Below are 10983 nucleotides of genomic sequence, written 5' to 3'. Positions count from 1 at the left end.
TAGCGTGGACCATGAGGACCTCTCGGTAATCGGATGTGCGTGTTTGGTAACCACACCGATACCGGAGGTCCTCACCTACTTCCGCTCACCACGCCGTTCACAACCTGTCTGGGAGTTACACCTAGGGGACGATGGCAACGTGGCCACCCTGACTACAACCCAGGCCCGGCGCATCGCCGTCGCGGCCCAGGGCTTTCACGACTCCAAACCCCGCGGTGCCGTCACCCGTGCGCATCTGCGCAAGCTGCTCTCACGTATTCAGGTGCTACAGCTCGATTCGGTGTCGGTGGCGGTGCGCGCGCACTACGCACCGGTGTTCAGCCGGCTGGGGCCATACGACCGTGACACCTTGGACCGGGCTGCCTGGTCGCACAGCGTGCGCTCACCCCGGCTGCTCGTGGAGTATTGGGCGCACGAGGCCGCATTGATGGCCGTCGAGGACTGGCCGCTGCTGCGGTGGCGGATGCGGGAGTACACCCACGGGCGGTGGGGTACCGAGATCGTCCGCAAGAACCCCAAGCTCGCCGAGGACATCGTCGCGGCAGTGGCCGAGCTCGGCCCGTCCACCGCCGGACAGATCGAAGCCCACCTGGAGTCCGCGCCACGCGGCCGCAAGGGGCCATGGTGGGACCGCAGCGACACCAAGTGGGTGGCCGAGGCGCTGTGGTCGTCCGGGGTGTTGACGACGGCGACTCGGGTGGGCTTCGCCCGGCACTACGACCTCACCGAACGGGTCCTACCGCCCGAGGTGCTGGCCCGGCAGGTCGACGACGACGAGGCGGTTCGCGAGCTGACCCTGCGAGCGGCCACCGCACTGGGAGTCGGCTCCGAGGCCGATATCCGCGACTACTTCCGGCTGGGGGCCAAGCAGGTCAAGCCGGCCATCGCCAAGCTTGTCGCCGACGGCGAGCTGGAGCCCGTCGACGTCGAAGGGTGGAGCGGGACGGCGTATCTCCGCGCGGGTCAGACGGTGCCACGGCGTGACCGCGGCACAGCACTGCTGTGCCCGTTCGACCCGCTGATCTTCTTCCGTCCCCGGGTAGAGAGGTTGTTCGGCTTTCACTACCGGATCGAGATCTACACGCCGGCGCCGAAGCGGCAATTCGGTTACTACGTATGGCCTTTCATGCTGGACGGCGAGCTGGTGGGGCGGGTCGACATCAAACGCACCGACAGCGCGCTGCAGGTGCCCGGCGCGTTCATGGAGGACGGCCAGGACCCCGCGCGGGTGGCGGAGGCCCTGGCCGTCGAGCTGAGGACGATGGCGGCGTGGCTTGGGGTGGGCGAGGTCGAGGTGGGGGGCCGTGGCGACCTCGCCGAGCCGTTACGTCGCCGGTTCCTCAGCTAGTTCGGGGACCCCACGCCCTCGCATCATGTTGGTGGCGAAGATGATCGCACCGATCACGAGCCACACGATGCCGCCGATTTTCGCCAGCACGTCAGCGTTGAACAACACGTAGCCGACGATCAGGAATCCGACGGTCGGCACCACGAGGTGCAGTAGGTAGTTCTTCGACTTCTGGCGCACCACGTAGTACCAGATGACCGAGGCGTGCAGCAGGCAGAAGCCGAACAGCGCACCGAAATTCACCAGCGACGAGATCAATCCGATCTGTCCGACGAAGAACAGCACCAGCACCAGGCTCAGGGCGCTCACCACCAGGATGGCTGCGATCGGCACCTTGCGTGCGCTGATCGTGGACAGGAAGGCGGGCAACTGGCGATCGCGGCTCATCGAGAACAGCAACCGGCTGGTGGCGGCTTGCGCGGCCATCGCATTGGCGAAACCGACGGCGAGCACATTGACCACGAAGAACGCGTTCATCCAGCCGGTGCTCGACGCGGCCTGCACCAGCAGGAAGAACGCGTTGCCCACCTCGTCGTCTCCGAACGACTCACGGCCACCGGCCAGCAGGCTGGCCAACCAGGTCTGGGCGATGAACAGGAACGCCACCACGAACAGCGCAGCGATCATGGCGCGGCCGGCCGGGTTCTTCTTCCCGGTCGATTCCTCGGCCAGTGTTGAGATGCCGTCGAAGCCTAGGAAACTCAGCACCGCGATCGACAACGCCGCCGCGATCAACGGCGCGGTGACCAACTCGGAGTTCCAGATCGGCAGTGCGCTCCAGCCGACTTCGGGAAGCGACTGACCGTTGATGGCGCGCACCGCGATGATGACGAACAGCACGACGAAAACCAGTTCGACAGCCAGGAACACCCGGTTGACGATTTTCAGCGAACCCACGCCGAGCAGGTTGATGATCGTGTTGACCACCACGAAGACGATCGCCCACACCCAGCGCGGAGTACCGGGGAAGAGCCCGACCATCGATTCGGCGGCGAAGACATACAGCAGGGTAGGGATCAGCAGGTAATCGAGCAGGATGGCCCAGCCGGCGAAGAATCCCAGACCGGGGTGGATACCGCGTCCCACATAGGCGTACACCGACCCGGCAAGCGGGAACGACTTGGCCATCTGCGAGTAGGCCAGCGCGGTGAACACCATGGCGATGAGGCCGATCAGGTAGACCAGCGGCACCATTCCCGACGCGCTGTTGTAGACCGTGCCGAAGATCGTCCACGGTGCGATGGGCACCATGAAGACCAGGCCGTAGACGATCAGGTCGACGGTGGAGACGGAACGGCTGAGTTCCTGCTTGTAACCGAACGATTCGAGATCGCGTTGTCCTTCACCGGTGGTGAGAGGGGCGGCGGCGGGACCGGCCTCAGTTGCCATGGCGTTCCTGTCGAGTCGGAGGGGTGGGAGAGTCAGGCGGGGCCGGCGGCGGCCAGGTCGTGTTCCTGGAGGAACTCCGCGATCACCGCTCGGAACTCTTCGGGCTTCTCGAGGTGGGTGCAGTGGCTGGTATCGGGGAACACGTGGCCGCGGGAGTCGGGAATGTGGTCGAGGTATGGCTGCCAGGTCGCGGGGGTGGCCTCGTCGAACTCTCCGGCGATGACGAGGGCGGGCGCAGTGATGGATGGCAGCCGGTCGATGATGCTCCAGTTGCGCAGGGTTCCGAGAACGTGAAACTCGTTGGGGCCGTTCATGGTGTGGTACACCGTCGGCTCGGCTTCCATCTGGGCCTCGGTGTCGACGAAGTCCTGGGGTACCGGCTCGACCCGGCATACGTGGCGGCGGTAGAACTCCCGGGTGGCGGCCAGGTATTCGGGGTCGGTGACCGTGCCGTCGGCCTCGTGTCGCTGCAGCGCGGCCTGTACCTGCGGCGGCAACTGGGCGCGCAGTTCGGCTGCGCCCTCGACCCACAACTGCATCGAGGCGGGGGAGTTGCAGATCGACAACGAGGCCAGTCCCGCCGGGACGCGGACGGCGATCTCGGCGCCGAGCATGCCGCCCCAGGATTGTCCGAGGACGTGGTACTGGTCGATTCCGAGGGTTTGGCGGACGGTGTGGAACTCATCGACGAAGAGTTGGGGCGTCCAGAAATCGGCTGGTGCGTCTGGCAGGTGGGTGCTGTTGCCGCAGCCCAACTGGTCGTAGTGGATGACCACGCGGCCGGTCTCGTCGGCGAGGGAAGCGATATTGGCGACATAGTTGTGGGCCATGCCGGGCCCGCCGTGCAGCACGAACAAGGGCAGAGCGCCGGGCTGGGGGGTTTCGGGCGTGGTGATCTGAACCCAGGTCTCGTGACCGCGGAAGGGCACTGTGCGGGTGGTGCAAGGCATGGCCGTCAGCATGAACTACTAATGGTCTCGTGACAAGACCATTAATCAGGATTTAACGCCGTCCGTCGATACTGTGTGTTCATGGGGACACCCGATCCGCCGACCACCGAGTCCGTGGGCGCAACGCCCGGGCTGTTGGAGCGTGAACTCGAAACACCATCGCGGGTGGATGAGATCACCGACCGCCTCGTCACCGCGGTGGCGATCGGCGAGTACCTCCCCGGATCGCGCCTGCCTGCCGAGCGTGAGCTCGCCGCGTCCCTGCGGGTCGGTCGGATGACGGTACGAGCAGCCCTGGCCCGGCTGGTCGAGCTGGGATTGGTGGAGACCAGGCGCAGCGGCCGCGGCGGCGGCACCTATGTGCTGCAGCAATGGCCGGAATCGTCGACCGACGCCGTTGGACGCACCCTGACCATGCGCCTTGATGAACTTCGGGACCGCTGTGATGCCGTGTGCCGAATCCACGGTGCGGTATGCCGCGCGGCCGCGGAGACCCGGACCGATCATGACCTCGCGGTGCTCCGCGAACGGCTCGAGGCGTACCGCTGTGCGGACAGCGGCCGGGCCGCGCAGCAGGCCGACAGTGCGTTGCACCTGGCGATCATGGACGCGGCCGGCAACACCGTGCTCAAACAGACGTTGCTCGAGTTGGAATCCTCCGTCAGTATCGCCGCACCGGCCCACATGTGGGGTGACTCGGCGACCATGCGCCAGATGGAGCTACGGGCCCTGCGGGAGCACGAACAGCTGATCGACGCGATCGCCGGGCGGCGCGGTGATGACGCCGAAGCGCTGGCACGTGCACACCTGGCGATCGACTTCGAACACATCGCGGCCGCGTTGCGGCGCGCCGGAGGTCTGATCGACTGACGGGCGGCGGGCGGAATCTAGCCGAGGAACCGCTCCCGGTAGTCCCGGAAACGTTCGGCCAGCGCCGCCGGATCGAGGTGAAGATTCGACGCGTCGTATATGACGCCGCCGTACCGTCCGCGCGGGTGCTCGGTGAGGAAATCGGTCATCGCGGCCCGCACATCGTCGCCGAACGGCTGGTCGGCGAGGCGGTAGATGGCAGCCAGGGTGCCCGCCTCGTCGGCCATGAAGTCGTCGAACCGCACATCGATGGATTGTCCGGCGGGCAGCACTTCGCGGTCGCGGATGCAGCCGGCGAGCAGATCGTCGATGCGGTTCAGCCAGTGCTCGGTCAGCTTCGCCACATCGGGACGGGACACCGCCATTCGCGTGGCGTAGCAGATCATGGTCATCATCGACAGCGTCACCTCGACCGGATCACGATGGGTGACAATAAAAGTCGCATCCGGGAACGTGGCGGACAGGGTGGGGAACTGCTCCAGGTGCTGAGGTGATTTGAGGACCCAGCGGGTGCCGCCGCGCAGCCATTGCATGGCCTTGAGGCTGCGCTTGACGTACGCGTAGGACGCCGCTTGGTCGTGCGACTTGTAGTGCGCCGCGAAACTCGGCACGTAATAAGTTGTTTCGAACAGCATGCCGGAGATGTCATTGGCCAGCAGCTGGATCTCCTCGTGCGCGTGCTCAACGGTCATGTCGTGCATGCGCCGGAATTCCGGCATCGTGGTTTGCACCAGGTCCAGTCCGGCGCCGCACCGATCGCGACGCGGTTGCGGGGTGTCCTCACCCGGTCCCGGTATCGGTTCCAGGCTCTCCCAATATGGCAGGTGGCGCAGGGCGGGATCGGCGGCGAGCAAGTTGTGCAGGTGCGTGGTCCCGGTCCGAGGGAGGCCACAGATGATGATCGGCCGATCGATCTCGATGTCCTCGATCTCGGGATGGTCGGCGATCAGTGCCTCCAGTCGAAGCCGGTTGACCAAGCTGCCCACCAGCTGTTCGAACGCGATCGCCAGACCGGTGTCGGACAGACCTGCTTCGGCGCGCAGTGCGGTACAGAGCACCTCGAGGCGCTCCCGGAACGCCGGGTCTCCGAAATCGCGCAGCCCGGTCCGCTCGATGGCCGCAGTCAGCAGCGCGTCCGGGTCGAGGTCGAGATTCGCGCCGTACGCGGCAAGTCCGTCGCGAATCGGTTGGGCCGCCGGGGGATACACCGGGTTGGCCAGGTCGTCGAATCGGATCGGGGCGGGACGCTGCGTACTGGTGGTCACCGGGCCGCTACCTCGGTCACGTCGACCACTCGGCATTGCGGGTGTGCGGGGGTCTCGTCGGGTAGGAACCACCGCAGCCAGATGAGGCCCTTGGAGCGTCCGGCCGTGGAGACCCAGTTCGGGTGGCCGGGATCTTTGTCGCTGATGATGATGCGCCAGGATCCGTCCGGTTCGTAGGTCACGTGGGCGCCGTTGATCGTCACCCGCTCGTGGGTGTAGTCGTAGGTGTGCAGGAACGGATTCCACAGGCACAGGTTCCAGAACGCACAGTCGGGCGAGGTGCCCTCGACGACCAGGGCCTGACCCGGTGCGAGATCGTAGGCGCCCATCGCGTACGCCGCGTCGGCAGCCGACCAGCCGTAGGCGTTCTGCGGCACCGGGAACGGGGGGTGCAGCTGATTGGCCGGCTCGACCTTGGTGGGTAGGAACGAAACCTGTTCGCGCAACCAGTTTCTGGCGTACTGGAAGCGACGGGCCAGCTCGGCGGCGCTGTCGGTGCGCCGCGCCGGCGGGTCGAGAGTCTCGATCCGCCACGTCGGTCGACGATCAGTGTTCGGATCGTTCAGATAGTCGCGGGTCAAGGCGAATTCGGTGTCGGGATCGAGCTTGAGCCAGGCCCCCGGTTGAGGATCGGGGCTCATCACGAACTCGAAGTTTCCGTCTTCGTCGAATTCGAGGTCGCGATTGTTGATCGTGCCGACGATGCGGTCGCTGTAGCGGCCTTCGCCCGGCCCGCCGTAGACCGTCATCGACAGGTACACCGCGTCACCTCGGTTGCCGGTGACCCGGTACGTACGGGCGGGGTCGAGTGGTGCGAGCTGATAGAACGCGTCGGAATTGTCACCACCCCATTTGAGGTACGGGCTGATGACATCCACCAGGATCGGCTTGTCCCGGTCGCCCCAGACATACGCGTCGACGGCGACGCGCAGCACGCTGAATGCCAGCCGGTACCCATCGAGCAGGTCGGGCTCGCTGAGCGCGGGGTCGGCATCGAGCAGTTTCCGCTCGATGGCGCGCACTTCGTCGAGCAGCCCGTTGAACGCTGCGGACAGCTCGGTCTTGTCGGTCATGGATGGTCCTTCCTTCGGGGATGGGTTCGTTCGGCTCCTTTGATCAGCAAGGAGCACAGGCGATCTGCGGTCTCGTCGACATCGACGTCGGGTTCCATGTGGGCTGTGTAGAACGCGGTGCCGATCAACGTCTGGTAGAGCATGGCGACGTCGGCGTCGGGTTGGACCCGGCCTTGCTCGATGCCGGAGGAAACCAGTGCGCCGAAGGCGTCCTTGGTCCGCTCATCGAGCAGTTGTTGGGTGCGGATGTGCAGCTCTGGGTCGCGACGGCGTTCGGTGAGGATGCCGAGGGCGGCGGCCTCGACCACGGGGTCGAGCCAGAACGTGAGTACCGCCCGAGCGAAGGCGCGCACATCGTCCTCGAAATCTCCTGATACCGACAGGAGTTCGCCGCCGGGCGGCTGCTCGAAGGCGGCATCGAAGACCAGGTGCGCCTTCGAGGGCCACCGTCGGTACACGGTGGGTCGGCTGACTCCGGCTTCGCGGGCGATGGCCTCGATGGACAGTTGGTCATACCCGTCACGCGCCAGCAGGTCACGGGTGGCGCGCATGATGTCGCGCTGGGTTTGAGGGTCACGCGGCCGGCCAGGGCCTGTGATCGAGGACACACCATTAAATTACGATGTGTCACGTAATTGAGTCAAGGGTGAGTTTGGTGTCTGGGCTCGCGGCTTTCGGCACCTGGGTCGCGGCCGTCGTCGCGCAACAGCCCCGCGGTCGAAACCGGCGCGGCGACACGGTGGGGAGCCCGGTCAGGTTCCCTGATCGATGAGGTCGAACACCGTCACGGCATGCGCAAACCGATGTGGGGTCACGCCAACCTGGCCGTACGGGTGGTCGAGCATGAAGACCAGGTAGAGCAGCAGCGCCAGCAGCACGGTCACAGAGCTCACCAGGATCATGTGCGCCCGGTTGTTCTCGAGCCGCATGAAGCTGGCGAGGCTGATGAGCACCAAGCTGCCGAACACCAGGGCGCACCACAACAGCGGGGGTATCCGGGGACTCGAATTGAGAATCCGCGCACTGCGATCCGAAGTCAGGACCGCCAATTGGCTCAGAAACTGGCTGTTGATCTGGCTCGCGCTCGAGTCGGATCCGGCGGTGCCGACGATGCGGTACATCTCGGTGAGGGCGTGCCGGCCGTTGTTGCTGATGCTGCCGAACTCCTCCTTGCCCCATTCGGGCCCCTGCACGGCGGCCGCATACCGCCGGAGCTGTTCGCGCACCTGTCCCTGTTCCGGCTGCGGCATGGCAACGGTCTGGCGGTACATGGTCACCAATGTCGAGGCCTCGTTCGACACGTTGGTCTGCGCTGACAGGTACTGCTGCCAACCGACGACCACGGTGAAGCCCAGGAGTGCACCGTAGACGAGGCCGACCACGGTGAGGAATGGCGAAAGGATCCCGTTGTGTTCCGGCCGCGTGTCCCGGGCGATGACCCGGCTGGCCAGTAGCACGCTGCCGACTGCCAGTGCCACGGCGCCGACGACGACCACTGCCAGCATGATCCACGCGCCGACCACCCCAAAGTCGCCCATAGCTGAACAGAATGGCAGCAAACTTCTCGGAGCGGACCCGGATCGGTCGGTTTGGCCCGAGCCTGCCGATGCGCCACGGATCGGGGGAGGACGAATTGGTCGCTGCCCCTCGATCAGCGACCAATTCGTCGGTCTGGGCGACGCCTCAGCGCCCGGGTAGCACCTGGGTGACGGTGGCCGCCAAATCGGCACCCTCGGGGCCGTCGATGGTCGACTCGCGGTCAAAGGTCGCCGTGCCACCGTCGTCGATGGTGAAGTTGCCGACCTGATCCTGATCACCGCCGGTGACCTTGAAGATCACAGTTGTCTTGTCCGGCAACGGCTTTGTACTGAGGTATTGCGGGTTGATCGTGTAGTGATAGATGCAGCCGGCCGAGCCGAAGCACTTCTGCTCGGTGACCACCACGCCGACGACGAAGTCGGCGGCAGTGGGCGGTGTGGCCACCGGGGACGGCGTGGAGGACGACACTGCGGCATCCCAGCGCGGTGTGTCAGCGGGATTCGTCGAGACCCGGTCCGGTGAGACACAGCCGGCCAGGGCGAGCGCGGCGGTGAGGAGTGTCGCGGCAAGGGCTGCGCGAATGATCGTGCGTAGCATCGATAGGCCTTCCTATTCAGGCGGGTGGGCCGGGTGGCGGGGCAGGGTCCAAGCTGTGAACCCGCCGCCCGGTGTCCGGGGAACAGGACAGTAAAAGCGAACGGTCCGACAAGTTTCGGATCAGGAACTCTGCGCCCGCTCGTATTCGACAGCGCTGGAGAAGGCAAGCGCGACGGCTCCGCCGACGGCCGCGATGAACGCGACGACCACCAGGGCTTCGTATCCCGGTCGTGAGACGTCGCCCAGCAGCACCACGCCCACGATGCCGGGGACCACGGTCTCGCCGACCACCAACGCCGCGGCGACACCGTTGACCGAACCGACCTGGAGAGCGACGGTGAACAGATAGAACCCGCCGAGGCCGGCGACCAGAATGGCCCACAGCGCCGGGTCGGCGATCAGTATCCCCACGTTCAGCGGCTCGAGACCATCGACGACGCGTACCGCAACCGCCATGGCGCCGTACAGCACCCCGGCGATCAGGCCGGCAGGAACCGCAGCCTTCTGGCCGAGCAGTCGGACCAGCGCAGCGCCCAGGCCCAGAATGATCGCCGACACCACCAGGACGCCCCAATGCATCACCGCGCCGGGGTCGCGGTCGCCCAGACGGCCGGCGGTGGCGCCCAGGATGCACAGCGCCACAAGCACTATGGCGATCGCAGTCCAGTCCCGTCGATGTAGCCGGACACCGAGCACAAAGATGCTCAACACGGCGGTGACCACGAGGTTGGCGCTGATGATCGTCTGCGACAGGAACAGTGGAATCAGCCGCGCCGATACCATGCTGCCCGCGAAGCCGACAAGATCGAGCGCGATTCCCGCGATGAAGATCGGTGCGAGCATTGCGGTGATCGTCGACCGCAGCGTGGGGCCGGTGTCAACCGCGCCCGCCGCCGCACCGGAACGCCCCGCGGCATAAGACTGCAGCACGGAAGCGGTTCCATAACCGGCGCACGCCAGTAGCGCGGCGGCCACGCCGATCAGCACTGCGAACCGCCGGACATCAGGCGATTGTAGGAGCGCGACCGGTCCCACTCGGGTGATCTGTCGCCGATTCCCACGGCAAGGTCGTCGTGCCCGACGATGGACAGCCCAGGGGTAGAACTCGGCGCGGTGCCGAGTCGGTGGTGACGGCTCGACAGTAGGGTGAGTTCGTGGCCGAGATCGCGCCGCTGCGTGTGCAGCTGATCGCCAAGACGGAATTCCAGGCGCCGCCTGACGTGCCGTGGAGCACCGATGCCGACGGCGGGCCCGCGCTCACCGAGTTCGCCGGCCGGGCCTGTTACCAGAGTTGGTCGAAGCCCAATCCCAGGACGGCGACCAACGCGGGCTACATCCGTCACATCATCGACGTCGGGCACTTCTCCGTCCTGGAGCACGCGAGCGTCAGCTTCTACATCACCGGCATCTCCCGGTCGGCCACCCACGAGTTGATCCGGCACCGCCACTTCTCCTACTCACAGCTCTCGCAGCGCTACGTGCCCGAGAACGACGCCGAGGTGGTGGTCCCGCCCGGATTCGAGGACGATCCGGAGTTGGTGGAGATCTTCAGCGCGGCCGCCGACGCCAGCCGGGCCACCTACACCGAACTGCTGGCCCGCCTGGAAGCCAAGTTCGCCGACCAGCCCAACGCCGTTCTGCGGCGCAAGCAGGCCCGACAGGCCGCCCGGGCGGTGCTGCCCAACGCCACCGAGACCCGCATCGTGGTCACCGGCAACTACCGCGCCTGGCGCCATTTCATCGCGATGCGCGCCAGCGAACACGCCGATGTGGAGATCCGCAGGCTGGCGATCGCCTGCCTGCGTGAGCTCGTAGACGCGGCTCCGGCGGTGTTCTCCGATTTCGAGATTTCGACGCTCGCGGATGGTAGTGAGGTGGCTACCTCCCCATTGGCGACGGAGGCTTGACGGAGTCGCCGGTCAGGACGGCGACGGAAGTCCGATCGGTCCGGG

Annotated in this window: 11 protein-coding genes; 3 read left to right on the top strand and 8 right to left on the bottom strand. The window is 66.1% G+C overall.

Annotated elements, in window-relative coordinates:
• Window positions 1-139: 139 nt before the first annotated feature.
• Window positions 140-1348: a winged helix-turn-helix domain-containing protein gene (locus BKG60_RS22400; RefSeq protein ID WP_075910022.1), complete on the top strand. Its 1209-nt coding sequence runs from the start codon at window positions 140-142 to the stop codon at window positions 1346-1348.
• Here BKG60_RS22400 and BKG60_RS22395 read toward each other — a convergent pair.
• Together BKG60_RS22395 and BKG60_RS22390 are read right to left on the bottom strand one after the other, a co-directional pair.
• On the bottom strand, window positions 1325-2737 hold the full coding sequence (locus BKG60_RS22395; protein WP_075910021.1) for an APC family permease: 1413 nt from the start codon (window positions 2735-2737) through the stop codon (window positions 1325-1327). The two genes, BKG60_RS22400 and BKG60_RS22395, sit on opposite strands and share 24 nt — an antisense overlap.
• A gap of 32 nt (window positions 2738-2769) precedes the next feature.
• Window positions 2770-3699 (bottom strand): proline iminopeptidase-family hydrolase, encoded by a 930-nt coding sequence (locus BKG60_RS22390; RefSeq protein WP_075910020.1) that lies wholly within the window; start codon window positions 3697-3699, stop codon window positions 2770-2772.
• A 69-nt stretch (window positions 3700-3768) separates the two neighbouring features.
• Here BKG60_RS22390 and BKG60_RS22385 point away from each other — a divergent pair, with 69 nt between their 5' ends.
• Entirely contained in the window at window positions 3769-4557 is a 789-nt protein-coding gene (locus BKG60_RS22385) for a FadR/GntR family transcriptional regulator (protein ID WP_075910019.1), read from the top strand.
• Window positions 4558-4574: 17 nt separating this feature from the next.
• Here BKG60_RS22385 and BKG60_RS22380 read toward each other — a convergent pair whose 3' ends face one another.
• The 6 genes from BKG60_RS22380 to BKG60_RS22355 form a co-directional block, all read right to left on the bottom strand.
• The gene (locus BKG60_RS22380) at window positions 4575-5822 is read right to left on the bottom strand and encodes a sulfotransferase family protein (protein WP_075910018.1); all 1248 of its coding nucleotides are present in this window, start codon (window positions 5820-5822) and stop codon (window positions 4575-4577) included.
• Window positions 5819-6895 carry a DUF1214 domain-containing protein gene (locus BKG60_RS22375; RefSeq protein WP_070944043.1) on the bottom strand — a complete coding sequence of 359 codons (1077 nt, stop codon included), beginning with the start codon at window positions 6893-6895 and terminating at the stop codon, window positions 5819-5821. The genes BKG60_RS22380 and BKG60_RS22375 overlap by 4 nt, the downstream gene beginning before the upstream one ends.
• Window positions 6892-7503: a TetR/AcrR family transcriptional regulator gene (locus BKG60_RS22370; protein WP_070944042.1), complete on the bottom strand. Its 612-nt coding sequence runs from the start codon at window positions 7501-7503 to the stop codon at window positions 6892-6894. The genes BKG60_RS22375 and BKG60_RS22370 overlap by 4 nt, the downstream gene beginning before the upstream one ends.
• 144 nt (window positions 7504-7647) lie before the next feature.
• Window positions 7648-8433: a bestrophin-like domain gene (locus BKG60_RS22365; RefSeq protein ID WP_075910017.1), complete on the bottom strand. Its 786-nt coding sequence runs from the start codon at window positions 8431-8433 to the stop codon at window positions 7648-7650.
• Between the two features lie 145 nt (window positions 8434-8578).
• On the bottom strand, window positions 8579-9031 hold the full coding sequence (locus BKG60_RS22360; RefSeq protein WP_075910016.1) for a hypothetical protein: 453 nt from the start codon (window positions 9029-9031) through the stop codon (window positions 8579-8581).
• A 120-nt stretch (window positions 9032-9151) separates the two neighbouring features.
• Entirely contained in the window at window positions 9152-10018 is an 867-nt protein-coding gene (locus tag BKG60_RS22355) for a DMT family protein (RefSeq protein WP_070944039.1), read from the bottom strand.
• A 167-nt stretch (window positions 10019-10185) separates the two neighbouring features.
• On the opposite strand from BKG60_RS22355, the gene thyX reads away from it, so the two are divergent.
• Complete coding sequence (gene thyX, locus BKG60_RS22350) at window positions 10186-10938, top strand: FAD-dependent thymidylate synthase (RefSeq protein WP_075910015.1); 753 nt, start codon at window positions 10186-10188, stop codon at window positions 10936-10938.
• Window positions 10939-10983: the final 45 nt, after the last annotated feature.

Source organism: Mycobacterium syngnathidarum, assembly GCF_001942625.1.
GTDB lineage: Bacteria > Actinomycetota > Actinomycetes > Mycobacteriales > Mycobacteriaceae > Mycobacterium > Mycobacterium syngnathidarum.
This window is presented reverse-complemented; position numbering and strand designations above follow the sequence as displayed.

Excerpts from the sequence above, each read along its gene's own strand:
- BKG60_RS22395 (WP_075910021.1), bottom strand. The coding sequence starts at position 2,737 with ATGGCAACTGAGGCCGGTCCCGCCGCCGCCCCTCTCACCACCGGTGAA.
- BKG60_RS22390 (WP_075910020.1), bottom strand. The coding sequence starts at position 3,699 with ATGCTGACGGCCATGCCTTGCACCACCCGCACAGTGCCCTTCCGCGGT.
- BKG60_RS22385 (WP_075910019.1), top strand. The coding sequence starts at position 3,769 with ATGGGGACACCCGATCCGCCGACCACCGAGTCCGTGGGCGCAACGCCC.
- BKG60_RS22375 (WP_070944043.1), bottom strand. The coding sequence starts at position 6,895 with ATGACCGACAAGACCGAGCTGTCCGCAGCGTTCAACGGGCTGCTCGAC.
- BKG60_RS22365 (WP_075910017.1), bottom strand. The coding sequence starts at position 8,433 with ATGGGCGACTTTGGGGTGGTCGGCGCGTGGATCATGCTGGCAGTGGTC.
- BKG60_RS22360 (WP_075910016.1), bottom strand. The coding sequence starts at position 9,031 with ATGCTACGCACGATCATTCGCGCAGCCCTTGCCGCGACACTCCTCACC.